This is a genomic window from Anabaena sp. WA102 (genome assembly GCF_001277295.1).
Lineage (GTDB): Bacteria > Cyanobacteriota > Cyanobacteriia > Cyanobacteriales > Nostocaceae > Dolichospermum > Dolichospermum heterosporum.
Genome location: NZ_CP011456.1, coordinates 1,776,832 through 1,801,660, shown reverse-complemented (window position 1 = coordinate 1,801,660; position 24,829 = coordinate 1,776,832). Strand labels below are relative to the sequence as shown.

At 37.8% G+C, this 24,829-nt stretch carries 31 protein-coding genes and 1 tRNA gene; 11 read left to right on the top strand and 21 right to left on the bottom strand.

Translation table 11 applies throughout. The features are described from left to right. Positions 1-3: 3 nt before the first annotated feature. Positions 4-99: a hypothetical protein gene (locus AA650_RS29435; protein ID WP_442853960.1), complete on the bottom strand. Its 96-nt coding sequence runs from the start codon at positions 97-99 to the stop codon at positions 4-6. A gap of 257 nt (positions 100-356) precedes the next feature. Next, positions 357-1,037, bottom strand: coding sequence for a GvpL/GvpF family gas vesicle protein (locus tag AA650_RS07855; protein WP_053538589.1), 681 nt, complete (start codon positions 1,035-1,037; stop codon positions 357-359). Between the two features lie 55 nt (positions 1,038-1,092). Here AA650_RS07855 and AA650_RS07850 point away from each other — a divergent pair, with 55 nt between their 5' ends. After that, positions 1,093-1,503 carry a gas vesicle protein gene (locus AA650_RS07850; protein ID WP_325064569.1) on the top strand — a complete coding sequence of 137 codons (411 nt, stop codon included), beginning with the start codon at positions 1,093-1,095 and terminating at the stop codon, positions 1,501-1,503. A gap of 396 nt (positions 1,504-1,899) precedes the next feature. Here the strand turns inward: AA650_RS07850 and AA650_RS07845 are convergent, their stop codons facing one another. The 14 genes from AA650_RS07845 to gvpA (AA650_RS07780) form a co-directional block, all read right to left on the bottom strand. Beyond that, entirely contained in the window at positions 1,900-2,259 is a 360-nt protein-coding gene (locus AA650_RS07845; RefSeq protein WP_053538588.1) for a gas vesicle protein GvpG, read from the bottom strand. Between the two features lie 11 nt (positions 2,260-2,270). Next, on the bottom strand, positions 2,271-3,008 hold the full coding sequence (locus AA650_RS07840; RefSeq protein WP_053538587.1) for a GvpL/GvpF family gas vesicle protein: 738 nt from the start codon (positions 3,006-3,008) through the stop codon (positions 2,271-2,273). Between the two features lie 46 nt (positions 3,009-3,054). Further along, entirely contained in the window at positions 3,055-3,522 is a 468-nt protein-coding gene (locus AA650_RS07835; protein ID WP_039203149.1) for a gas vesicle protein K, read from the bottom strand. A 95-nt stretch (positions 3,523-3,617) separates the two neighbouring features. Next, the gene (gvpJ, locus tag AA650_RS28640) at positions 3,618-4,316 is read right to left on the bottom strand and encodes a gas vesicle protein (protein WP_234413342.1); all 699 of its coding nucleotides are present in this window, start codon (positions 4,314-4,316) and stop codon (positions 3,618-3,620) included. A gap of 343 nt (positions 4,317-4,659) precedes the next feature. After that, positions 4,660-5,601: a gas vesicle protein gene (gene gvpJ / locus AA650_RS28635; RefSeq protein ID WP_234413340.1), complete on the bottom strand. Its 942-nt coding sequence runs from the start codon at positions 5,599-5,601 to the stop codon at positions 4,660-4,662. A gap of 41 nt (positions 5,602-5,642) precedes the next feature. Then, positions 5,643-6,650 (bottom strand): gas vesicle protein GvpN, encoded by a 1,008-nt coding sequence (gene gvpN / locus AA650_RS07820; protein WP_053538586.1) that lies wholly within the window; start codon positions 6,648-6,650, stop codon positions 5,643-5,645. Between the two features lie 297 nt (positions 6,651-6,947). Next, a complete protein-coding gene (gene gvpC / locus AA650_RS07815) occupies positions 6,948-7,529 on the bottom strand; it encodes a gas vesicle protein GvpC (protein ID WP_053538585.1) in 582 nt (193 codons plus the stop codon). A 189-nt stretch (positions 7,530-7,718) separates the two neighbouring features. Then, complete coding sequence (gene gvpA, locus AA650_RS07810) at positions 7,719-7,934, bottom strand: gas vesicle structural protein GvpA (protein ID WP_015080752.1); 216 nt, start codon at positions 7,932-7,934, stop codon at positions 7,719-7,721. Between the two features lie 102 nt (positions 7,935-8,036). Next, the gene (gvpA, locus tag AA650_RS07805; RefSeq protein ID WP_015080752.1) at positions 8,037-8,252 is read right to left on the bottom strand and encodes a gas vesicle structural protein GvpA; all 216 of its coding nucleotides are present in this window, start codon (positions 8,250-8,252) and stop codon (positions 8,037-8,039) included. Positions 8,253-8,358: 106 nt separating this feature from the next. Next, entirely contained in the window at positions 8,359-8,574 is a 216-nt protein-coding gene (gene gvpA / locus AA650_RS07800) for a gas vesicle structural protein GvpA (protein WP_015080752.1), read from the bottom strand. A 105-nt stretch (positions 8,575-8,679) separates the two neighbouring features. After that, complete coding sequence (gene gvpA / locus AA650_RS07795) at positions 8,680-8,895, bottom strand: gas vesicle structural protein GvpA (protein ID WP_015080752.1); 216 nt, start codon at positions 8,893-8,895, stop codon at positions 8,680-8,682. Positions 8,896-9,000: 105 nt separating this feature from the next. Beyond that, positions 9,001-9,216 (bottom strand): gas vesicle structural protein GvpA, encoded by a 216-nt coding sequence (gene gvpA / locus AA650_RS07790; protein ID WP_015080752.1) that lies wholly within the window; start codon positions 9,214-9,216, stop codon positions 9,001-9,003. 105 nt (positions 9,217-9,321) lie between these two features. Then, the gene (gvpA, locus tag AA650_RS07785) at positions 9,322-9,537 is read right to left on the bottom strand and encodes a gas vesicle structural protein GvpA (RefSeq protein ID WP_015080752.1); all 216 of its coding nucleotides are present in this window, start codon (positions 9,535-9,537) and stop codon (positions 9,322-9,324) included. A 105-nt stretch (positions 9,538-9,642) separates the two neighbouring features. Continuing rightward, positions 9,643-9,858: a gas vesicle structural protein GvpA gene (gvpA, locus tag AA650_RS07780; protein ID WP_015080752.1), complete on the bottom strand. Its 216-nt coding sequence runs from the start codon at positions 9,856-9,858 to the stop codon at positions 9,643-9,645. Between the two features lie 1,294 nt (positions 9,859-11,152). Between gvpA (AA650_RS07780) and AA650_RS07775 the strand changes: the two genes are divergently transcribed. Together AA650_RS07775 and AA650_RS07770 are read left to right on the top strand one after the other, a co-directional pair. Further along, entirely contained in the window at positions 11,153-11,419 is a 267-nt protein-coding gene (locus tag AA650_RS07775) for a hypothetical protein (protein WP_015080750.1), read from the top strand. A gap of 100 nt (positions 11,420-11,519) precedes the next feature. Then, on the top strand, positions 11,520-12,848 hold the full coding sequence (locus tag AA650_RS07770; RefSeq protein ID WP_053538584.1) for a glutamate-5-semialdehyde dehydrogenase: 1,329 nt from the start codon (positions 11,520-11,522) through the stop codon (positions 12,846-12,848). A 123-nt stretch (positions 12,849-12,971) separates the two neighbouring features. On the opposite strand, the gene AA650_RS07765 is transcribed toward AA650_RS07770, so the two are convergent. Then, positions 12,972-14,387, bottom strand: coding sequence for an isochorismate synthase (locus AA650_RS07765; protein ID WP_053538583.1), 1,416 nt, complete (start codon positions 14,385-14,387; stop codon positions 12,972-12,974). Positions 14,388-14,711: 324 nt separating this feature from the next. Here AA650_RS07765 and menA point away from each other — a divergent pair, with 324 nt between their 5' ends. The 3 genes from menA to AA650_RS07750 all read left to right on the top strand — a co-directional run bounded on the left by menA (position 14,712) and on the right by AA650_RS07750 (position 17,950). Next, entirely contained in the window at positions 14,712-15,611 is a 900-nt protein-coding gene (gene menA, locus AA650_RS07760; protein ID WP_053538582.1) for a 2-carboxy-1,4-naphthoquinone phytyltransferase, read from the top strand. Between the two features lie 84 nt (positions 15,612-15,695). Further along, positions 15,696-16,640: an o-succinylbenzoate synthase gene (locus AA650_RS07755; protein WP_053538581.1), complete on the top strand. Its 945-nt coding sequence runs from the start codon at positions 15,696-15,698 to the stop codon at positions 16,638-16,640. Then, positions 16,625-17,950, top strand: a complete 1,326-nt coding sequence (locus tag AA650_RS07750) for a 2-succinylbenzoate--CoA ligase (RefSeq protein ID WP_053538580.1) — start codon at positions 16,625-16,627, stop codon at positions 17,948-17,950. Before AA650_RS07755 ends, AA650_RS07750 begins: the two co-directional genes overlap by 16 nt. Before the next feature lie 7 nt (positions 17,951-17,957). On the opposite strand, the gene AA650_RS07745 is transcribed toward AA650_RS07750, so the two are convergent. The 3 genes from AA650_RS07745 to AA650_RS07735 all read right to left on the bottom strand — a co-directional run bounded on the left by AA650_RS07745 (position 17,958) and on the right by AA650_RS07735 (position 19,706). Next, complete coding sequence (locus tag AA650_RS07745) at positions 17,958-18,407, bottom strand: acyl-CoA thioesterase (RefSeq protein WP_053538579.1); 450 nt, start codon at positions 18,405-18,407, stop codon at positions 17,958-17,960. 533 nt (positions 18,408-18,940) lie between these two features. Continuing rightward, positions 18,941-19,014 (bottom strand) — tRNA-Pro (locus AA650_RS07740). A 164-nt stretch (positions 19,015-19,178) separates the two neighbouring features. Beyond that, a complete protein-coding gene (locus tag AA650_RS07735; RefSeq protein ID WP_039203157.1) occupies positions 19,179-19,706 on the bottom strand; it encodes a GNAT family N-acetyltransferase in 528 nt (175 codons plus the stop codon). A gap of 393 nt (positions 19,707-20,099) precedes the next feature. On the opposite strand from AA650_RS07735, the gene AA650_RS07725 reads away from it, so the two are divergent. Together AA650_RS07725 and AA650_RS07720 are read left to right on the top strand one after the other, a co-directional pair. Next, positions 20,100-20,819, top strand: coding sequence for a hypothetical protein (locus AA650_RS07725; protein WP_027402292.1), 720 nt, complete (start codon positions 20,100-20,102; stop codon positions 20,817-20,819). A 199-nt stretch (positions 20,820-21,018) separates the two neighbouring features. Continuing rightward, complete coding sequence (locus AA650_RS07720; RefSeq protein ID WP_039203158.1) at positions 21,019-21,909, top strand: alpha/beta fold hydrolase; 891 nt, start codon at positions 21,019-21,021, stop codon at positions 21,907-21,909. A 62-nt stretch (positions 21,910-21,971) separates the two neighbouring features. Here the strand turns inward: AA650_RS07720 and tsaD are convergent, their stop codons facing one another. Further along, complete coding sequence (tsaD, locus tag AA650_RS07715) at positions 21,972-23,015, bottom strand: tRNA (adenosine(37)-N6)-threonylcarbamoyltransferase complex transferase subunit TsaD (protein ID WP_053538577.1); 1,044 nt, start codon at positions 23,013-23,015, stop codon at positions 21,972-21,974. Between the two features lie 433 nt (positions 23,016-23,448). Here tsaD and AA650_RS07710 point away from each other — a divergent pair, with 433 nt between their 5' ends. The 3 genes from AA650_RS07710 (at position 23,449) to AA650_RS07705 (ending at position 24,760) form a co-directional block, all read left to right on the top strand. Continuing rightward, entirely contained in the window at positions 23,449-23,943 is a 495-nt protein-coding gene (locus tag AA650_RS07710; protein ID WP_053538576.1) for a Photosystem I reaction center subunit III, read from the top strand. 39 nt (positions 23,944-23,982) lie between these two features. Then, positions 23,983-24,129, top strand: coding sequence for a photosystem I reaction center subunit IX (gene psaJ, locus AA650_RS26210; protein WP_039203682.1), 147 nt, complete (start codon positions 23,983-23,985; stop codon positions 24,127-24,129). A 166-nt stretch (positions 24,130-24,295) separates the two neighbouring features. After that, positions 24,296-24,760 carry a photosystem I reaction center subunit XI gene (locus tag AA650_RS07705; RefSeq protein ID WP_039203683.1) on the top strand — a complete coding sequence of 155 codons (465 nt, stop codon included), beginning with the start codon at positions 24,296-24,298 and terminating at the stop codon, positions 24,758-24,760. The last annotated feature ends 69 nt before the right edge of the window (positions 24,761-24,829 follow it).

The window sequence follows — 24,829 nt, the reverse complement described above, 5'->3', positions numbered from 1 at the left end:
GTATTACTCGTCCTCAAACATTTGTCCCGATAGTTCATCTTTTTTGAGATGCTGCCATTCCAATTCCATTGGATTCATTTCAGAGCAATATTTGGGCAGAAAGAAGATATAAATGAGCAGCTATTTTTTCTACATACCAACTATCTGAATTTAACCTAATTACCTCGGCTGTATCTTTGACTTTTTGCGGCAAATCCCTTGTTCTTAGGTTCAAACAGGGTTTTATCTTGCTCACGAGTTAAAAATACCCTTAAACGAGCGCCCATATTTTAATCACCTCAGTAGATTTATTTTCCGTATTTACTTATCTTTACATAGTTTGGTTTCTTTGCGCCGACTTACTTAATAAATAATCACTAAATAAAGTGGTAAGGAGGAAGACAATCTCCTAAAAGTAGATCCCACTTTGGACAAGCTTTCTGCCAGGTTAAAAACTGTTCTAAAAGTAAGGTCTTATCTTGACAACTAACTAAGAGGTAAATCTGTATTTGTTCCTCTTGTTCTTGAACAACAACGGGTAATTGATTAACTTTGGTGATTAAATCAATAAGATTTTGTTTTTCTGCTGCTTGAGCAATACTAAAGTTGTTTTGGTTTTGATAGCGTTGCTTTTTAGCTAAGAAATAATCCTTACCTCCCCCTTCAGATGGTACTATTTCTTCTATCATTCGTGGGATCAATTTTAAAGTAAATTCGTTTTTACCATTGATCTTTTCTAGCTTATTCTGATATTCTTTTTCATGGGATTTTAAATGGGTTAGCAGATTATTTGTAGAAGTAAAATAAGTTCCAAACCGCAAGGGTAAAACTGTAATCTGTTGAAAAAGTTCACAAATTACTCGATCATGATGTAAAGCCATTTGGATAATTTTTTCATCATTATTTTGGAATGATTCTAAAAATATCCCCGGCTCGACAATAGCCGCAAGTTCAGTACCATTAATTAGCACTACTTGATTAGCAGCACCCTGTGGCAAAATCAAGGGAGAGCTAGGTATTTCCAAAAAAGCATAAGTGTAGAGATTTTCTAATTCCATATATTTCACCTAGATAAAAATATTTGCTGTTACGAAGTACCTAAAGTTCATATTCATGGAAGTAAGAGATAAATTTTTTCCAGATAATTTGGGGATTTACAATTACAAAAACTTGGTTATAATGATAAAAAATATTCAGGTATTTTTCATGAAAACAATTAGTAATCGCAGTATTAGCAGAGCTAAAATTAGCACAATGCCTCGGCCTAAGTCTGATGCATCAAGTCAATTGGATCTTTATAAAATGGTGACGGAGAAACAACGTATTCAGCGAGATATGTATTCTATTAAAGAACGAATGGGTTTACTTCAACAACGCTTAGATATCCTCAATGAACAGATAGAAGCGACAGAAAAAACGATTCATAAATTGCGTCAACCTCACTCAAATACTGCTCAAAATATAGTGCGTTCAAATATTTTTGTTGAGTCGAATAATTACCAAACTTTTGAGGTTGAATATTAATATCTCAAATCTTGATAAATTTGGCAAAATATGAACACATTTTCCACATTTGACCCGCGAAAGCGGGTTTTTTATGATAAACTTAAACTTCATCTAAACATTGTACTATTACAGCACGGCGTAAATAAACCAACCATTCTTAATCGCTAAAAAGCCTACTGTATATTAGTTTTGACTTTTGACTTTTGACTTTTGACTTCCGCCCTGCGGTACTAGTTATATAGCCATCCTATTTGAATTTTACTCAATATACTTAGATTGTAACACCGATCAGGAAAGGCTTGGACTTTCTCAATTTTTCAACAATCAAATAGGATTCCTATAGGATAATTCCCAATTACCGTTTTCTAAGGGTTTTGAAGATAAAAAGAGGTGGCTTACTTGCGCCCATCAATCCTAAGGTAACAAGACGAGATGTTGATCCTTATTAACTTCTGCTGTGAATTCAGGTGGATATTCAAAGTCTTCCTGTTCAGCTTCTAATTCTAAGCGTGCTTCCTCTTGTTCAGCTTCTAGTTCCAAGCGTGCTTCCTCTTCTAATGCTTGAATTTTTAAAAGAATCTCTTCTTCTTGAATCTCGAATTCTTCCTCACCAATTTCGCCAATATCAAAGGAAAGTTGCAAGCTTAATAATTGTTTATGCAAATTTTCTTGGGCATCAAATTCAGTGTTAGTCCGCTCTTGGATTTGCTCTGCAATCCAGACAACTCCATTCAGAGGACCCATGATGGGCAGTAGTAACAGTTTCGTCAGCATCGTAATAACTCCTATGAATCAAGCTGGGCAAATGTGTAGGGAGCAGTAAAATTGTTGTAGCGAATACGTAAGCGATCGCCAAATTTCTGATCAATCACTTCAACACGTTCGCTAAATTCAGATTCACTTTCCCAAGGAATCAAAAAGGCTGCATTGTAAATCATTTCTTCCGTCATAGGCTCACTGACTACAATCTCCTGAGCGAAAGGATTTAGCTCCTGAGAGAAAACTTCAATTACAGCTTGTTTGCGGGCTAGGAGATTAATTTCAATTAATTGTCCAATTTGGATGACTTCCTCCATACTCAACTTTTTGCCTTCCATGTTGTCGCGCTGCTGCTTCAAATCCTGATGAGACTCCATCATGGTTTGTAATTCCGCTTTAGCATCCCAGAAAATTTTAATGCTTACCTCTCTTTTGCCTGCCAATTTTTGAAACAACTGATTCAATTGATCTTTATGGGGATTAATCAATTGACTCATGATGGTTTCCCAATCTTTAACCACTAATCCAAACCGCAGGGGGAGAAGAACACGAAAACCCGCATGCATTGTTTGTTCTAAAACTTTTTCATGAGTTAACAAATTACGGCGAGAAGCCAAATATTTTTCTTGACGAGCCTCTGAATATAAGAAACAAAACTCATCAACTACTTGACTATGAACAGGTTGCTTATCCAATCCTTCAAGCTCAAGAGTTTCAGGAATTGTATTTGGAAAAATGCCGTACAAATAAAGAGGAATACTCATAAGCCGTGAATAAATTAAACCTAAATTTATGATTGATAAATTGGGATTACATTGGTTTTGATGTCAAAACTAAACGTAATTTAGCGTGAATAAGATCGATTTGAGCGATACCTAAATCTATCTCACCATCTACAACAATTCCAGTATTTAAAAGTCGATCTAATAGCTCTAATACAGAAGGACGACTACTGGGTTGACCTGGATAATAAGAACCGGAAGATGGTAAAAGAGTCCCAATCTCTCCCAAATTTATATTCAAATCTGCCGGGTCAACCTCAAACATCTCACACAAATGTAAGATTTGTTCTTCTAACTTTTGCAGACTGTCTGCTGCCCGTTCTAAGTCAGGTTCACTCAGTAAATCCTCTTCCATGCGCCGAATTACTTGAGCTTCCATCAACTGACGCACCAATTCCAATACAGTCAAAAGTAAAGGAGCTAAACCCGCTTCATTCTTGGGTTTAGAAGCAATGGTCAGTGAATTATTGAAGTTTTCAGCGGGAGTGCAAACCATTTTTATGATGCAACCTAAAGTTTTAAATGTCTTTGATGCAATTTGACTATTAAAGTTTCAAGAGTTTCAGATAGTTCAAGCCTGGATAGTTTAGGTTAGACATCAATCGCTGGATCTACGGATGATGAACTTTCTTCACTGGTTTGAGCTTGAAAATCGAGAATTTCCACGGTTGAACCCAAAGGTGATGAACTTTCTTCACTGGTTTGAGCCTGAAAATCGAGAATTTCCACGGTCGAACCTACAGGTGATGAACTTTCTTCACTGGTTTGAGCCTGGAAATCGAGAATTTCCATTGATGTATTTAAATATGGTGGAGTTCCCCCACTGGATTGAGCCTGAAAATCTAGAACTTCAATTGGTGTATCTACAGGTGATGGAATTTTTGCACTGGTTTGATACAAATCATCTTTAACATCTGCTGCTAAGGGGATTTCCTCTTTCACACTAGAAGATGTCAGTGAATTTAGCTTTGCCTCTAGACTCTCTAGACGATGCTGAAGTTGTTGATTTTCTTCAACCAAACGTTGAGCCTTAGTGCTGAGATAAGGATCGCTTTCCCACCAATTGATGCCCATTTCCTTGGCTTTATCCACAGAGGAAATTAACAAGCGAATCCGAATATGTACAAGTTCGGTGGATGCGATAGATATAGAAATATCGCCAGCAATCACAATACCCTTATCTAAAACCCTTTCGAGAATGTCCGCTAAAGTCGAACCTTGGGTAGATGTGTTAATAGTTCGACTTGAGTTAGTCTGAGGACGTGTTGGCAGCATTGGGGTAGAAGTCACAAATAATTCAACTCTTGAATGGTATAGGACTCATATCTATCTGACTTTACAGACTAAAAATTCCTGCTCTAAAGAAAATAAAGCATTGATTATTAGTTGGCAAAAATTAACTTTTTTTTGCATTTGCGCTAGTGGTCTGTCAGGCTAAAAATTGTGATTTTGAGGGAAAATAGAGAGCCTATAAACTATAAACCTCATCAACAAATAGAAATTTGACAGACCAATAGTCTTGGATTTTTGGAAATAATTTTTAACCCTTAGGCTTTGCCCAGGTTTAAAGCCGAGCAGAGTTGAGGCTTTAACTTTTTCGATAGGTTGCTTCTCAACATTTATTGAGTTACACCTATTTCCTTAATATTATATCAAATATTCGGCAGAAAAACTGACCAAGAAAGTGTTCATTCCGCAGCTCAATCGCTGGATCTACAGGTGATGAACTTTCTGCACTGGTTTGAGCCTGGAAATCGAGAATTTCCACGGTTGAACCCACAGGTGATGAACTTTCTGCACTGGTTTGAGCCTGAAAATCGAGAATTTCCACGGTTGAACCTACAGGTGATGAACTTTCTGCACTGGTTTGAGCCTGAAAATCGAGAATTTCCACGGTTGAACCTACAGGTGATGAACTTTCTGCACTGGTTTGAGCCTGGAAATCGAGAATTTCCACGGTTGAACCTACAGGTGATGAACTTTCTGCACTGGTTTGAGCCTGGAAATCGAGAATTTCCACGGTTGAACCTACAGGTGATGAACTTTCTGCACTGGTTTGAGCCTGGAAATCGAGAATTTCAATTGGTGTATTTAAATATGGTGGAGTTCCCCCACTGGATTGAGCCTGAAAATCTAGAACTTCAATTGGTGTATTTAAATATGGTGGAGTTCCCCCACTGGATTGAGCCTGAAAATCTAGAACTTCAATTGGTGTATCTACAGGTGATGGAATTTTTGTACTGGTTTGATACAAATCATCTTTAACATCTGCTGCTAAGGGGATTTCCTCTTTCACACTAGAAGATGTCAGTGAATTTAGCTTTGCCTCTAGACTCTCTAGACGATGCTGAAGTTGTTGATTTTCTTCAACCAAACGTTGAGCCTTAGTGCTGAGATAAGGATCGCTTTCCCACCAATTGATGCCCATTTCCTTGGCTTTATCCACAGAGGAAATTAACAAGCGAATCCGAATATGTACAAGTTCGGTGGATGCGATAGATACAGAAATATCGCCAGCAATCACAATGCCCTTATCTAAAACCCTTTCGAGAATGTCCGCTAAAATTGATCGCATCACCTCCCGGTCGGGTAGGTGAGAGGCTTCTACTTTCTAAGCTAATTTGGTTGACCAGCTAATTGTTGGGATAAAAATTGGGAATTGTCAATCAGAAAATCATTGTCTCCTGTGACTCTATTATTTAATATTTCCAGTTCTTCGGCTGAGAATTTCTCTAGTAACTCCAAGAAAATGTTTGTGGATTCGCTCATAGATAAATGAGAGCGGTTGAACAGAATATCTATAGCAATATCTGGAAAATCTAAACTTTCTGTTGTCACCGGAATATTATGATCAGCACAGACCTTAGCAATCATTAAACAAGACCGTAAGCCGGAAGTTTTCTCCGCGCCGGTAGCTACACGAAATGACTTAACTAACCGCACGATGAAGTTAGCAGATTCTCGATCTATATTTGTTTTCTGAATTAATATCTCTGTTTGAGTGATTTCATCTGGTTCTGGCATACTAATAGTTACCAATCTATCCATCAAAGCATCTTGGGTTGAGTGAACTCCCGCATACTCTTCTGGATTCGATGTAAAAATCACCCGAAATTGAGGATTAACACTCAAGTATTCTGGCTGATTGCTGCTAGGAGGAAGACTAAGAATTTTTTCTTCTAATGCTGACAGCAGGACGTTATTAACTTCAGGTCGTGAACGGTTAAATTCATCATAAACTAAGGTGAAACCTTCACGACAAGCTAAGGTTAATCGGGAATCAACCCAATTTTGCTTAAATTCGTCCTCGAGTTTAACAACACTATGGATATAGTTGTCTAGTACCTTTTTGTGAGTGTAACCAGATTCACTACCAATCAGGTCCGAACTCTTAAACTGGTCATCTCCAAACAGTAACATGACTGGTCTGTCCAGACAGTTAGCCAAGTGCATGGCTAGGGTTGTTTTCCCTGTGCCGGCTGGTCCGCGTAAGTGAACAGGAAACCCCGATTTGAGATAACGTAGCGCCCGAATTGCGACTCGCTCGATAGCAGGTGTGACGACAAACTGCCCTGGACGAAGACGAAGAACGGCTCTTTTATGATTAACCTGGGTAGTAGTCATAATTTAAAGATGGTAAAAAAGTTTATGTTTGTGCGGATATTATTGCCAAACTTGGGTTTGTATATGAAGCACGAAGCCTAGTTTAATAAGAGTATCAACGTTAATGCTAGACAGATTTTCTATGTTAACGAATACGGAGTATAAATATAGACAACCGAAGCTTCACGCCAAGATTCATTGTTGTTGAATTTTATTAATCGCCCCCTTGTCTTACCAGTCTTGCAACTGGAATATCAGGGGGTTTTATTATGTAGCCCCATTGTCCAACAAATGGACTACAGGTAATGAGAGTATTTATTAACCAAAGATACTCACAAACAAATCCTGACGGAATTTCAGGAGAGATTCCTTCTGTTCCTTAGCTTGAGCAGTTCTTGCGTCGGCTGTTGCTGATAAAAACTGCTGACTTGTTTCTTGAAGTTCTTTGTGGAATGCTAACAGTTCTTGAGCTTGTTTTTCAGCTTGAGCAATTCTGGCTTGGGCTGTTGCTGATAAAAACTGCTGACTTGTTTCCCGAACTTCTTGATAAAATGCTAACAGTTCTTGAGCTTGTTTTTCAGCTTGAGCAATTCTGGCTTGGGCTGTTTCTGATAAAAACTGCTGACTTGTTTCTTGAAGTTCTTTGTGGAATGCTAACAGTTCTTGAGCTTGTTTTTCAGCTTGAGCAATTCTGGCTTGGGCTGTTTCTGATAAAAACTGCTGACTTGTTTCCTGAAGATCCTTGTAGAATGCTTGCAGTTCTTGAGCTTGTTTTTCAGCTTGCTCTTGTCTTTTCGCTGTCGTGACGGACAAGAATTCTCTGGTCTCAAGAGATAGTTCAGCCACTTTCTCTGCTATTGACTGATGTTCTTGCCGGATTTTTGCCATTAAAGAAATCATGAAGTTCTCCAAAAAATAGTAAATTAGCCCAGACCTAACAGAAATTGCTTATCCAGGTACTACATTATAAGGATTCGTACTTTTTTGTAATATCCTTTGAGAAGCGTTGATTTCCAAATATCTAGATAATTAAAAAAAGCAGAACCAATATCAGGATTAATTAATCCTGATATTATGGAGCTTGCTTAATTAAGCAGGTACTGCTGCTGATTGGGTTAAACCAACTGCTTCAGCATACTTCAAGTAGGTTTCAACGGAAGCGATAACGATCCGAGCTTCAATTGCTAGTAATTCGATACCAACTAAGGAAACGCGAACCCAAGCGTCAATTACGATACCTTTGTCAAGGATTCTATCAATAACTTCTGCCAAGCTGGAGGAAGAATTGGTTTTTTCAACTGCCATTTTTTTTAATTCCTTGTTATTTGTTGTCGGAAACTTGGGAAATGAGGAGAATAACTATAAATATGAGTCATGGTTATTCTCCTACTTGGTAACTTGCTTAGATTAAGCAGGTACTGCTGCTGATTGGGTCAAACCAACTGCTTCAGCATACTTCAAGTAGGTTTCAACGGAAGCGATAACGATCCGAGCTTCAATTGCTAGTAATTCGATACCAACTAAGGAAACGCGAACCCAAGCGTCAATTACGATACCTTTGTCAAGGATTCTATCAATAACTTCTGCCAAGCTGGAGGAAGAATTGGTTTTTTCAACTGCCATTTTTTTTAATTCCTTGTTATTTGTTGTCGGAAACTTGGGAAATGAGGAGAATAACTATAAATATGAGTCATGGTTATTCTCCTACTTGGTAACTTGCTTAATTAAATTAAGCAGGTACTGCTGCTGATTGGGTTAAACCAACTGCTTCAGCATACTTCAAGTAGGTTTCAACGGAAGCGATAACGATCCGAGCTTCAATTGCTAGTAATTCGATACCAACTAAGGAAACGCGAACCCAAGCGTCAATTACGATACCTTTGTCAAGGATTCTATCAATAACTTCTGCCAAGCTGGAGGAAGAATTGGTCTTTTCAACTGCCATTTTTTTAATTCCTTGTTATTTGTTGTCGGAAACTTGGGAAATGAGGAGAATAACTATAAATATGAGTCATGGTTATTCTCCTACTTGGTAACTTGCTTAATTAAATTAAGCAGGTACTGCTGCTGATTGGGTTAAACCAACTGCTTCAGCATACTTCAAGTAGGTTTCAACGGAAGCGATAACGATCCGAGCTTCAATTGCTAGTAATTCGATACCAACTAAGGAAACACGAACCCAAGCGTCAATTACGATACCTTTGTCAAGGATTCTATCAATAACTTCTGCCAAGCTGGAGGAAGAATTGGTCTTTTCAACTGCCATTTTTTTAATTCCTTGTTATTTGTTGTCGGAAACTTGGGAAATGAGGAGAATAACTATAAATATGAGTCATGGTTATTCTCCTACTTGGTAACTTGCTTAATTAAATTAAGCAGGTACTGCTGCTGATTGGGTTAAACCAACTGCTTCAGCATACTTCAAGTAGGTTTCAACGGAAGCGATAACGATCCGAGCTTCAATTGCTAGTAATTCGATACCAACTAAGGAAACACGAACCCAAGCGTCAATTACGATACCTTTGTCAAGGATTCTATCAATAACTTCTGCCAAGCTGGAGGAAGAATTGGTCTTTTCAACTGCCATTTTTTTAATTCCTTGTTATTTGTTGTCGGAAACTTGGGAAATGAGGAGAATAACTATAAATATGAGTCATGGTTATTCTCCTACTTGGTAACTTGCTTAATTAAATTAAGCAGGTACTGCTGCTGATTGGGTTAAACCAACTGCTTCAGCATACTTCAAGTAGGTTTCAACGGAAGCGATAACGATCCGAGCTTCAATTGCTAGTAATTCGATACCAACTAAGGAAACACGAACCCAAGCGTCAATTACGATACCTTTGTCAAGGATTCTATCAATAACTTCTGCCAAGCTGGAGGAAGAATTGGTCTTTTCAACTGCCATTTTTTTAATTCCTTGTTATTTGTTGTCGGAAACTTGGGAAATGAGGAGAATAACTATAAATATGAGTCATGGTTATTCTCCTACTTGGTAACTTGCTTAATTAAATTAAGCAGGTACTGCTGCTGATTGGGTTAAACCAACTGCTTCAGCATACTTCAAGTAGGTTTCAACGGAAGCGATAACGATCCGAGCTTCAATTGCTAGTAGTTCGATACCAACTAAGGAAACACGAACCCAAGCGTCAATTACGATACCTTTGTCAAGGATTCTATCAATAACTTCTGCCAAGCTGGAGGAAGAATTGGTTTTTTCAACTGCCATTTTTTTAATTCCTTGTTGTTAATTTTATGACTATCGGTTAAGTAATTGCTTAACCCTTAAACAAACTATCATCTAATTTTTATGATGTAAAGTAAAATTCTGTCAAGAAATGTAAAGTTTATGAGTCACAGAAAATGAGAGAAAAATGAAATTAAGTGAAAATATACATTATGCTAAATCATCAATACGTACAAAATCTGGATAGCATAATATTTTTTCAAACTTAGAGACTAATAAGAAAGTTACACAGTAATGAATTTATAGGATAACGCTTGTTTATTGAATATGATTATTATTATTATTATTTAATATCCGTAAAATTATTACTGTGTAAGGGTTTCATGTATAACATTTAACGCCACTCTAGGATCTATTAGCAAATCCTAAGTGGTAAAATTATCCATTAAAAATTACCTTGAAATATCTAAAAAGCACATTATATATTTTGTCTATATGACTACTATTGTATTTTTTCTATGATTATCATTATATTTTCCATAGGATTACTATTGTATTTTCTATATGATTACTATTGTATTTTTCATAGCATACGTGGCTATACAAAACTAAGTATTTTAGCGTGATCAGATGGAATCTTGAATGCATAAAATCTTTGATAATGGTGCTTTGGAATGTCGCTAACACACCCTACATATCCTTTCCTTTTAAAGATCAAACTGGATCTTTATATATACAGCCTAAATTACGTGAACTTTTACAAATTGTTTTAATGAAAAAAAGCTACACAAATAAGTATTAATACTTAATAGTAGATGGGCAGGAAAAAACGCAGTATCTTATGTAACGAAAAGTAAACTAGTTCGTGATGGCTACTCCAATCAAATTCCTATAGATATAAGTAATGAGACAAAATTAATTACACAAATATTTGGACTGAAATCCTTAATGGACAAAGGATTGGTAAATAAATAATAGTAATTAATTCTATCTAGGTACTTACCTCATCCATCTTGAAACCTAAAGTGAAGTTTTTGTCAGTTTAAAACCCCTCCCCTTGGTAAGGCTACGGTGTACACAGAAGTCTGATCAAGTTGCCTAACAGGGTTTTGATCCCCCCTAGCCCCCCTTAAAAAGGGGGGAAATTTTCTTGAAGTCCCCCTTGGAAAGGGGGATTTAGGGGGATCTGATGATTTGTGTGTACACGGTAGTTGGTAAGGGGAGGGTAGGTTTTGCTTTAGCAAAACCGGGGTGGGGTAATTCGATAAACTACAGGTTTCATCTTGAACGTGGTTTAAATTAAAATGGCCTGTGAATTTTATTTTTTTCAGAAATTATGTCTACAGAAGGGACTCCTGTTAATATTCCACAGACAGCTTTAGCCGCTTTGGTGGATGTTTTTGTGCAGCAAGGTCATCCACGTCAATATGCTGAAGCGATGGCGACTTCAATCATTTTTCAGACTGATTTAGATTTACGGAATGCTCAGATTGCCAATCTCTTAGGCTGGCTGAAACAGGAGCATAATGATATCTATCCCTCAGCCTTAGATGTAATTGGCAAAACTTCCGAAGAATTTGAACGTCGAGTTCAAGAAGGTTAAGTGTCTAGACTCGATTTGGTGAATTTCAAAAAATAGGGTCAAAAATTAGCTGTTTCAGCTAATTTTTTCCTCAAAGGTTTCCCACTTACCAGGTATTCTTATGACTAATTTCAAAATTATTTCTCCTCTATCTGCGATGCCTACTACCAGCGAAGCTATCGCTCAACAAACCCGTCAAGCTGCTAGTAAGCTGGCAGTTCTCTCCTCTGAGGCCAAAAATCAAACTATTGAAGCGATCGCTCAAGCTTTAGAATTGGCAAAGGATGATATTCTGCAAGCAAACCTAGCTGATTGTCACGCAGCAACAGCGGCAGGAATCGCTAAACCCCTTTATAAACGGTTGCAGTTAGATGAACATAAATTAAGGGATGCGATCGCTGGTGTGCGAGATGTTGGTAAACTAGAAGATCCTATTGGTAAAGTCCAAATTCATCGAGAAATTGACACTGGTTTAATTCTCAAACGCATTACCTGTCCTTTAGGCGTTTTAGGCATCATTTTTGAAGCCCGTCCCGAAGCCGCAATTCAAATAGTTTCCTTAGCAATTAAATCCGGTAATGGTGTCATTCTCAAAGGTGGTAAAGAAGCTTTACATTCTTGTACAGCCATAGTTAAAGCCATTAAACAAGGATTATCTCATACAGCAGTTAATCCTGATGCTGTACAATTATTAACCACCAGAGAAGAAATATTAGAACTTTTGCAATTAGATAAATATGTAGATTTAATTATTCCTAGAGGTTCTAATGCTTTTGTGAAATTTGTCCAAGATAATACCCGCATTCCCGTATTAGGTCATGCTGATGGCATTTGTCATCTTTATGTAGATCAAGCCGCTGATATTGCCAAAGCTATTAGTATTACTGTAGATTCTAAAATTCAATATCCTGCTGCTTGTAATGCCATTGAAACTTTGCTAGTTCATAGTAGCATTGCTGCCGAATTTCTCCCCCAAGTTGCCACAGCTTTACAAGCACAAAATGTAGAATTAAAAGGTGATGAACGTACTTTAGAAATTTTACCAGATATTGCCCCAGCCACAGAAATAGACTGGCAAACAGAATACAGTGATTTGATTTTAGCCATTAAAATAGTTGATTCTTTAAATGAAGCCATATCCCACATTGAAAATTATGGTTCTCGCCACACAGAAGCAATTATTACTGAAGATATCACAGCCGCAGAAACATTTCAAGGCTTAGTCAATGCAGCAGGAGTTTATCATAATTGTTCTACTCGTTTTGCTGATGGTTTCCGTTATGGATTTGGTGCTGAAGTGGGAATTAGTACCCAACAAATGCCACCTCGTGGACCAGTTGGGTTAGAAGGTTTAATCACATATAAATATCAAATGTCTGGGAATGGACATATTGTGAAAACCTACACAGGTGCAAATGCAAAATCATTTAGTCATCAGGATTTAGAATAGTATTATTAAAAGAATGCAGAATTTAGAATTTAGAATTTAGAATTACGTTTTGCAACGGGGATTTTACCCCGACGCAAAACCCGCTGCTTGTAGAAGCAGGGGACTTTAACCCCCAAAGGTAAGTTAAACTAAGGCTTTTAATAAAGCTTGTAGTTTAAGTTGCACTTCGGCAAATTCCTTTTGAGGATCTGAACCAGCAACAATACCCGCACCTGCATACAGTCTGGCATAATTACCATCAATTAAAGCCGAACGAATCCCCACAATAAATTCACAATTTCCTTCTCCGTCTACCCAACCTAAAGGGGCTGCATATAAACCCCTTTCAAAACTTTCATAACGGCGAATTTCTGCACAAGCAATATCTCGTGCTGCCCCGGCAACTGCTGGAGTAGGATGCAGTTTAGCAACGATTTGTAAAGGGTGAATATTATTGGGAACTACTGCACTAATTGGTGTCCATAAATGTTGGATATTAGATAATTGTCGCAGTCTGGGGGCTAAAACTTGGGGGAATAAACCCAGTTGAGATAAATGTTGAGTAATAAAATCTAGAACCAGTTTATGTTCGTGTTTTTCTTTGGTACTATTAACTAAATTGTTAGCATTTGTAGCATCTTCTGTGGGTGTTTTTCCCCTTGGTGCAGAACCTGCCAAAGCATCAGTAATTAACTGCCGTTTGTGAATACTAATTAATCGTTCTGGACTAGCACCAATAAAGTTTTGTCCTTGACCATTACTGGTGGAAAATACATTGCAATTAGGATGTATTTGGCGGAGATTATTTAAAGATTGTAATAAGTTAAAATCATGATTAGCACTGACATCTAAGATATCAGCTAAAACAATTTTTCTTAACTGGTTAGCATGAATTATTTCTAAAACTGAGGAAACAGAAGTTTTAAATTTTTCACCGTTATTAGTGATTTTTTTATATAAGTTTAAGGGAAATTTATCAATATTTAGAGAATGGGTATTCAAAGATTTAATAATTTCTAAATGGCATTGTAAATTATCCAATATTTTGGTAATATTAATCCTAGAATTAATAATTGTATTCATTATTAATGTGCAGCGACTATTTTTTAAAGTTATTTGCCAACAAGGTAAGAAAACCGTAGCCGCAGGAAATGGATAATCTGCTTTTTTATGCTGATCAAAAAAACTGAAAGTACAAAAAAATTGAGGTAGGGAAAAAGTCTGATTTTGATGAGATATAGGAATTATGTTTTTTAGACAATTTTTGATAAATTCTTCCGATTTTGTAAACCTATCTTTACCAGAAATTTCTATTTTATCTAAAGTGCCAATTGCCGCCATTGCTTCACCATTACTTCTATTTTCAAAATAAAAGTTTATGGTATTTTTATGATTAAATTTATCGAAAACTAGCAAAGGATCAACTAAGCCAATTTCTAGGGGAATACTCACAATTTTACTATAATTATGGCGACGGCAATTTTCCTGAATCTCTAATAGTAATTGATTAAGGTATTTGTAGTCTACAAAGGTGTGGCTGCGACATGGTGAAATTGTCATGGATGTATAAGTTAATTTTTATTAAGTTATCTTCCTAAAATGTAATAAATCATGGTGGTATTTTTATAGGTAACATAATTCAGTCACCATTAACCAGCATAAACTTAGCTTGATTATGGGGTTTATCCTGTTTTGGCGGCAAGATAGCGGGTTTTATGCCAGGATATTCGCCTATAATCATAAAACTAGCATTTTTTGGTAATTTATTGATTGTACCGATAAGTGATCAACAATCCTAAATCTAAAATAGCTAGTCAAGTATCATGCAAAATTATAAAATTTAACTGATAACTAAAGTTCTGGTAATTTAATTAATCACAACTGATGACTTCAACTCAGATTTCACCACCTCAAGCTAAACTATGGATGGCGGCTATTAAACCGCCAATGTACAGTGTTGCTATTATGCCGATTTGGGTAGGTTCGGCGGTAGCATTTAGGGAAATAAAGATTTTTAATCCCATAATATTCTCCTTGTTTATTGCTGCGGCAATTTTGATTTTAGCTTGGGAAAATATTAGTAATGATGTCTTTGATGCCGAAACAGGAATTGATCAGAATAAACATCATTCATTGGTGAATTTAACTGGTAATAAAACCTTAATGTTTTGGATAGGAAACCTGTGTTTAGGTTTGGGTTTGTTGGGAATAATAGCGATCGCTATTTTGCAAAAAGACCCCACAGTTATTGCCATAATCCTCTTATGCTGCGGTTTGGGCTATATGTACCAAGGTCCCCCTTTCCGTCTAGGATACCAAGGTTTAGGGGAAATTCTCTGCTTTTTTGCCTTTGGTCCTTTGGGTATGAGTGCGGCTTATTATAGTCAAACTCAAACCTGGTCTATGACCAATTTAGCAGCTTCGGTAATTTTGGGCATTGTTACCAGTTTAGTGTTATTTTGTTCCCATTTTCATCAAGTTGTAGATGACATAGCCGCAGGAAAGAAATCTCCTATTGTGCGTCTAGGAACTCACACTGGTGCAAAGGTTTTAGTGGGTTTTACTGCGAGTATTTATCCTCTAATTTTGTTATTTGTGATTTTGAATATTTTCCCAATTTGGACATTACTTAGTTTTCTGAGTTTACCTTTTGCGGTGAAATTATGTCGTCATGTTTTAGAAAATCACAACCAACCAGATAAAGTCAGCAATTCTAAATTCATCGCTATCAGAGTTCAGTTTGTGAGTTGCTTATTTTTGGGTTTAGGATTTATTCTTGGTTAAGGCACATTAAGAATAAACGAACCACAGAGGCACAGAGGACACAGAGGAATGAGAGTTTGAATGTTTTTTATTTGGAAGTCCTTCATGGTTTATCAATTTTCCTTCCGTTACTTTAGTCAAAAATTCACAAATCCCATTATTACTAATCATGGGGTTTGGGAAACCCGCGAATGTATCATTATTCGCTTGATTGATGCAAAAAATAATGTTAGTTGGGGGGAGATTTCTCCCATTTCTTGGTTTGGTTCAGAAACTATCAAACAAGCTTTAGATTTTTGTTATCAACTTCCAAAAGCAATTACTCAAGAGATAATTTTAGCGATTCCAGATAATTTACCAGCCTGTCAATTTGCTTTTGAATCTGCTTTGGTTATGGAAAAAGCTACTAATTTTAATCTCACCTACAGCGGCTTATTATCAGCGGGAAAATTAGCTTTAAATCAATGGGGTAATTTATGGGAACAAGGATATAAAACCTTTAAATGGAAAATTGGTGTTGATGAGATAAATCAAGAATTAGAAATATTTGATTTACTAATTTCCAGTTTACCAACTTCAGCAAAATTGCGTTTAGATGCTAATGGGGGACTTACTTATCAAGAAGCTGAATTATGGTTAAAGAAGTGTGATCAATTCTCATCCAAAATTGAATTTATCGAACAACCTTTATCTGTAGATAAATTTACAGAAATGCAAGAATTAAGTAATTCCTATTCTACACCAATAGCTTTAGATGAATCTATCGCCAATCTTCACCAATTAGAATTATGTTTTCAACAAGGTTGGCGGGGAATTTTCGTGATTAAACCGGGGATATTCGGTTCACCATTTCGGTTAAAAGAGTTTTGTAAAAAACATCAAATTGATGTTGTATTTTCATCGGTATTTGAAACCGAAATTGGGAGACAAGCTGCATTACAATTAGCAGCAGAATTATCTGGTAATAACCGCGCTGTTGGTTTTGGAATTAACCACTTTTTTCAACTACAAGAATCAAACTGGCTAGAAAGTCTATGGAAAACCTTTTAGATAATATACAAAATCATGATTGGCTAATTTGTGATCATAGTCAAGAATTACCACAAATAGCCACAGAATTATATTTAAAATTAACTCAGTTATCAACCCCAAAAATTATTATTGCGGAAAGATCACCAGTGAGATTTTTAGCCAGTTTTATTGCAGCTTGTGCGGCTAAATGTCCGGTTTTTCTCTGTAACCCAGATTGGAGTCAAGCTGAATGGGAACAAGTCTTTAATTTAGTACAACCAGATATAGTTTTAGGAATAGATCATAATTTTTCAAAATCACCAATTATCAATTATGAATTACCAATTACTAATACTATCATGATTCCTACAGGTGGTTCATCAGGAAAGATTAAATTTGCTATTCATACATGGGAAACATTAACTGGATCTGTACAAGGATTTACAGAATATTTTTCCATAAATGTAGTTAATTCATTTTGTATATTACCATTGTATCATGTGAGTGGATTAATGCAATTTATGCGTTCCTTCACAACAGGAGGTAAATTAGTAATTACCTCATCTAAAAAATTAGAAACTTCTCAACTACCAAATATTAACCCAGCCGATTTTTTTATATCTTTAGTTCCCACCCAATTACAAAAACTTCTCCAAAATCCCGAATTAACCCAATGGCTATCCAAATTTTCTACAGTTCTGTTAGGAGGTGCGCCACCTTGGGATGAATTATTAGAAAAAGCAAGATATCATCAGATTAGATTAGCACCTACCTATGGCATGACAGAAACCGCTTCTCAAATAGCAACTCTTAAACCTGATGAATTTTTACAAGGTAAATTTAATAGTGGGAAAATTCTCCCCCATGCTAAAATCATCATTGATAATCAACCAGGAAATATAAATATTCAAAGTCAATCTTTAGCATTAGGTTATTATCCCCAAATGTGGGAAAATAGAGATAACTTTGTAGTTGATGATATTGGTTTTTTAGACAATCAAGGCTACTTACATATTATTGGACGGAATAGCGACAAAATCATTACAGGTGGAGAAAATGTTTACCCCACAGAAATTGAATCAGCGATTAGAAAAACAAACATGGTAATAGATGTCTGTGTAATTGGTATAACTGATAAACATTGGGGACAAGCATTAACAGCCATTTATATTCCCAAAGATAGAAATATCTCCCCCAGAGAAATTCAAACCCAAATAAAAAATCAACTGAGTAAATTCAAAATTCCCAAACATTGGATTTCCCTACCAAACCTACCCCGTAACACCCAAGGTAAAATCAACCGTCAACAACTCCAACAAATCGCCGCAGAATTTATAAAAACTAACTAATGGAAAATTACATAACCTCCTCCCTCGACCTTCTTCTCTCTGCGCCCTCTGCGTCTCTGTGGTTCGTTTCTAACCAATGATTCATATAATCTGGTAATTCCTGCTTAATTTTACTGCTAGCATCAATACAAACGTGCCTAGTAATTGCCTTAGCAACCATTGCTTCATCTCCTGTCATTTCATAGGTAATTTCAAACTTATCCGAACCTATTTTTTCCGGTAACAAACTAATTACTAAATTGTCACCACAATACATAGGACGAAAAAAATCTACATTTGCATGAACAATAGGAAAAGCTACAGATGGATTAGTAAAAAATGATTTAAGATTAATACCAGAAGCTGCTAATGAAACCTCATAAGCTTCATGACAAATTCTCAAAATGTTAGCAAAATAAACGACTCCAGCCGCATCAGTATCTTGAAATCTTACAGTGTAGTAATACGTAAAAGCCATTACAAAGATGTCCTGAATTAAAATCTGCTATTACATATCATTTTACTTCATATTAACTTTTAATAAAAATCCCATGATCTCAGAACCGATAGATAATGTTTTTTGTCAATGCGTAAGTCCTAGTACAGCATGGCGCAAATAAAGTAACCATTCTTAATAGCTATTACGGGTTGAGGTAAATAAATTTCATGCTGTTATTGATGAATCGTTTCTGGGCGCAGACCCTGCGCCCCTACTTTCTGAATTTTTCATGGTCAGAATCTACTAGTACAGCCTGGTGTAAATAATATGACTATTAAAAGCTCCGAAAATTTGATTGATTACAAGGCTTGAAAATGGTTTATTCACTTAGGGAACACCAAAAAATAAATTACCCAATTTTGTGGGATGGGCATCCTGCCTGTCCTTGATGATTAGCAGGCAAGATGCCCGCACCACAAGAAATTTTTGGGTATTTTTTTAATTGGAAGTCCCTTAAGACGCAGTGTAGTAGTATCATAGGAATGTTATTACCAAGTATAACTACGCATAAGTCGGGATGACAGGATTCGAACCTGCGGCATCCTGCTCCCAAAGCAGGCGCGCTACCAAGCTGCGCTACATCCCGTAAAGCCATCAAAACCAAACTCCACACGAACCGAATCATGTATTTTTGGTTCATCTCGACTATCATATCACAAAAAATAATAAATGCAAACCCAAATGATCCAGAAAAATCAGATTTAGGGAAATATCCTCAATTCCCTAATCCCCACACCCCAGCCACCTTGATCACTGAGGATACCAAAACATTCCTTTTATACCTTCAGGATCTGACATAAAGCCCATCGTCTTATAGAAATCTACAACATGAGGGTCGGCAAAAAGAGTGACATTACTAATTTCTTCACTCCTGAGTTTTTTGAGGACATATTTCATTAATGCCTTACCTAGTCCTCTACTTTGAAAATCAGGATGAACGACTACATCCCAAATAGTGGCATTAAAAGCATGATCTGATGTAGCACGGGCAAAACCAATCAAACGCTTTTTGTTTCCTCGCACTTGCCACATAGAGGCTACGAGAAAACTATGCTCAATAGCTTTTTTTACTTTTCTAAGAGGGCGACGTGACCAGCCAACTGCATCACAGAGTTCTTCAAGTTCATAAAGGTCAATATCTCTTTCCGTACTGAAAACGATTTGATCCTTACCTACACTAGAATTACCATCAACTTCCGCTGTATGCTCATTAACAGCAGTGTTTTTATTTGTCGCTAAAGATTCAGGAGTGCTAAACCAAGTTTTCCAAAAACCCATGCCAATGCAGTTCGGGTAGTATGACTAAAATTGGTTTCCACTTTTAAAAAGTGTTGATTCACATTTAACATCACTATGATTATTGCCGGCTAATTCACTAGAAACATTCTACGCGGTTTAGCGATTTGCAATACTCACAGCTAGTTATCAAGTGTTTCTTCCCAATCACTCTCAACTCTAGCATTTTGTTTTGACACTACTCCATAAAACTGAACCAAAGGCAAAAATTTTCCGAAATTCAAGTATCTTTCTCATTTTCGTGACTAGTGGTCTGTCAAATTTATTTTGACGGGTAATGATCGGGAAAAACTTCTGTTCTTCCCTCCCCTGCCCCCCTGCCTCTCTTCTCCCCTGTCCCAGTTTGTACAAAACAAGCAAGTCCTACCCGCAAAAATGGCTTCTGGTTTAAAATCTTCAACTCTAGAACTCCTGAAACGCTTTAATCGGGCGTTTCCCCAATTCTATGAGCAATTTGTTAGCAGTGAGATTCAACTTCAAAATTTACGCCTAGCATACCGTCTTTATAAAACTAAACGGGCTGTTATTGAGATGAAGCCAGAAGGGAGCAAAAGCGCCCTTCATTTTGCCTACCGCAATCAATCTTTCCTCTTGAGCGATATTTTTGGTGTCCTAGCAGCTTATGGTTTAACTATTCACGGTCTAAGTTTATATGGTCAAATTCGACCACCAATGCTGGTTTTTATTAAATTACTGGTATCTCGTGGCAATAAAGCACTGACTGAAAAAACTGCTGAAAATGTTTGTCGTGCCATTCGTGAGGCGTTAGCAGGCACATTTGAGGTAGAAGAAATGCTGGCTGTAGAATTTAATCTTGATGCTGGTTTGGAACAGGTACAAACTGATTTCTATGTTGATCCTGTTTTTCATCTTCCGGCTTTAGTAATTGAAGCTGATAATCAACCTGGATTATTCTATAAAGTGATGTACGCTATCTGGCAAGAAGACCTGCTGGTGGTTAACGCCAATTTACTAGTTTGGCGCGGACGGACTCGACTAATTCTTTATTTGTTAGGTCCGAATGAAAGTCTCATTCCTGAATATTTAGGTCACAAAATCGCGGAAGGAGTGAAACATAGATTACTTAATCAATAAAATTAGCTCAGTAGGTTGGCGTTAAAAATTGTTGTTATGACAAGGCAAGAGGTTTTAGGTAATTGTACTTTTATTTACACATTTTGTTTATTTAACGTCTATCTGCTTAATTCAAAATTTTAATTTTTGAATTTTTGGTTCTCTGTTCGTGTTGAGTTGTATTGAGTCGCACCCACCCTTGAGGGTACGATATTTAATTATGGCAACAATAGAAATCTTAGGCGTTCCACATACTTATGAGCTAACTGCTCCCACATCATGCCCCCATACTTTAGTATTTATCCACGGTTGGCTAAATAGTAGCGTATATTGGCAACCTGTGATTTCTCGTTTATCGGTAGATTTGCAGTGTTTATCTTATGATTTACGAGGTTTTGGCGAATCGCAGTCTCAGGTGACATCAGATATAGAACTGGCTGCTACAGACTCTAGTATGGTTAGTTTGTCTTTGGATTCTATGCACTCTCCATATGCTTATGCTCAGGATTTGGCTGTGCTTCTCCAACACCTGAATATTTCTAGTGCTTGGTTAGTTGGTCATTCCTTAGGTGGTACTATTGCTCTATGGACGGCGGCTCAACTACCTGATTGTGTTCAAGGTGTGATTTGTATTAATGCCGGTGGTGGGATTTATCTGAAGGAAGCTTTTGAGCAATTTCGCGCCACTGGGCAAAAATTTTTACAGGTTCGTCCCCGTTGGCTTTCACAAATGCCTTGGATTGATTTGTTGTTTACTAAAGCTAGTGTGTTGCGTCCTCTAGACCGATATTGGGCGCGTCAACGACTGATTGATTTTATTATTGCTGACCCTGAAGCTGCTTTGGGAACTCTTCTCGACTCTACTACGGAAGAAGAAATTAACTGTCTACCCCAATTAGTATCCAAATTAAAACAGCCAGTCTATTTTTTAGCTGGTGCTGACGATAAGGTGATGGAACCTAAGTATGTCCGCCATTTAGCAAGTTTTCATTGGCTTTTTCAATACGTGGGCGATAATGTGATTGAAATTCCCGATTGTGGTCATCTGGCTATGTTGGAGCAACCAGAAGCCGTAGCTGAACATATTCGGTCATTGGTCATTGGTCATTAAGAAAATTCTTCTTTCTCCTGAACTCCTGAATGGGCGCAGGCCCTGCGCCCCTACCTCCTGAACTAATTTTCGTATAATTGCATGACTTGGTTCAGTGAGAGCCGGGAATGCACTCCTAATGTGAGGGGTGATGTTCTCCCAAGCGATAGATGTTCGGCGGCGGCACAGCCAATCATGGCGGCGTTGTCGGTACAAAATTTTAAGGGGGGGAATAAAACCCGGATGTTATGTTTGTTGGCTGCTGCTTGTAAATGCTTTCTCAGTCCACTATTAGCAGCTACACCACCACCTACGGTAATGGTATCTAGTCTATAGTTACGAGCGCAGGCGATCGCCCTTTTGGTGAGCGATCGCGCTACAGTATCCTGAAAACTAGCCACTACATCCGCTATTGGTACTTCTTTGCCCTCTTTCTCTAACTGCTGCACTAAACGTAATACTGCTGTCTTCAATCCGCTAAAACTACAATCATAAGGATGATAACCCCCACCAGGTAAAGAAATTTTTCCTTCCGGTAATGTAAAAGCTTGGGGATTGCCAGTTTGTGCCAGTTTATCAATTATTGGTCCACCGGGATAACCCAGTTTTAACAACCGCGCCACTTTATCAAAAGCCTCACCCGCCGCATCATCACGGGTTTCTCCCAAGGTTTCGTAGATACCATAATCTTTCACATAAATCAAGCTTGTATGACCTCCAGAAACAAGTAAGCTAAGAAAGGGAGGATTTAAACTTGGCTCACTCAAGTAAGTCGCGTAAATATGACCTTCCAGGTGATGCACCCCTAAAAAAGGCAAATCATGGACAATTGCCAGAGTTTTAGCAGCCGTTAATCCTACCAGCAACGCTCCTACCAGTCCAGGCGCACAGGTGGCAGCTATTCCATCAATCTGACTCCAATCTAAGTGACTAGATGCGATCGCTTGCTCTATTTCATAATTCAGCGTTTCTAAATGCTGACGTGAAGCCACCTCTGGCACTACCCCACCATATTGTTGATGAACAGGAATTTGTGAAGCAACAATACTGCTACATACTTCACGATTCTTAATAATTGCCACAGCAGTTTCATCACAACTGGTTTCAATAGCCAAAACGGTTGTCATAGTAGATTAATAGGGAATAGGGAACAGGGAACAGGCAAGGGGGGCAAGAGGCAAGAGGCAAGAGGCAAGAGGCAAGAGGCAAGAGGCAAGAGGCAAGAGGCAAGAGGCAAGGGGCAAGAGGCAAGAGGCAAGAGGCAAGGGGCAAGAGGCAAGAGGCAAAAGGCAAAAGGCAAGGGAATATATACATTCTCTCATATCTCCCCTACTCCCCTACTCCCCTACTCCCCTACTCCCTACTCCCTGCCCCCTGCCCCCTGCCCCCTGCCCTTTTCCCTATCTTTTGATTGAGAAGCTTTAACTTTTATTGACTTCAACTTTACTCAGTCCCCAGCCAAGAGTATGATGACTTCCTAGTTATCTAAAATAAAGACTGTACAAGCCGCTTCGTTTTGTACAAGAAACTTCTCGTTTTGTAATAAAAGGAAACAACTCCATGAGACGATTGTTTGCTTTGCTTTTGGTGATGACTCTTTGGTTCAATTTTGCTCCTGAAGCTAAAGCACTAGGCGCAAATCTTGTTCCTTGTAAAGACTCTCCCGCCTTTCAAGAGCTAGCACTAAATGCCCGTAACACCACCCCTGACCCCGAATCAGGTAAAAAGCGGTTTGAACGTTATTCTCAGGCACTCTGTGGACCAGAAGGTTATCCCCACTTGATTGTAGATGGCCGTCTTGATCATGCTGGTGATTTTTTAATCCCTAGTATTCTCTTCCTCTACATTGCTGGTTGGATTGGTTGGGTAGGCCGTGCTTATCTCCAAGCAATCCAAAAAGAATCAAATGCGGAGCAAAAAGAAATCCAAATTGATTTGGGTCTTGCCCTACCTATCATCACCTCCGGTTTTGCTTGGCCAGCAGCAGCAATCAAAGAATTGCTCTCCGGCGAATTAACAGCGAAGGATTCAGAAATTACCGTTTCGCCACGTTAATTCATTTGTTTTCACTTATTCATTCTGGAGACTAAATTCATGGCTGAAAAAGGCGACGAAACCAACTACTTGCTGACATTCATCTCTACTGCCCCCGTTGCGGCTACAATCTGGCTAACAATCACAGCCGGGATTTTGATTGAATTTAACCGCTTCTTCCCCGACCTACTTTTCCACCCCCTATAGGTTGAAAACACGGTTAGGAAAAGCTAAGTAAATTAGCTTTCTCTTCTGGATTGTTTAGCAATAAACAATCTTAAATAATGTATGAAACTCGTAATCTTAACTATAATTTACGGGTTTCATGCCTTAAAAAACTAACAACAGTGATTCAAGGAATCGAACAATAGTTATGGCAATAGCAGCAGGACGTGACCCACAAAAAGGCGACCTAGAAACCCCCATCAATTCCGCCCCTTTGGTGAAGTGGTTTATTAGCAATTTACCAGCTTATCGCCCCGGTCTAAATCCTTTTAGACGTGGTTTAGAAGTTGGTATGGCTCATGGTTATTTGTTATTTGGACCTTTCGATAAGTTAGGTCCCTTACGCAATGCCCCTAATGCTAACTTAGCTGGTTTACTGGGCAGTATTGGCTTGGTTGTAATTTTAACTGCTTGTCTATCTTTATACGCTAATAGCAATCCTGATAAAGCTCTTGCTAGTGTTGCTGTACCCAATCCTCCTGTTGATGCTTTCAACTCTAAGGAAAGCTGGAATAATTTTGCCAGCGCTTTCTTAATTGGTGGTATCGGTGGCGCAGTAGTTGCGTTCTTCTTGACAGGTAATTCTGGATTAATCCAAGGTTTATTGGGTTAATTTGATGACTGGTAATGGGTAATAGTTGCTAATTTGGGCTATTACCCATTTAGGGAAGAGGCAAGAGGC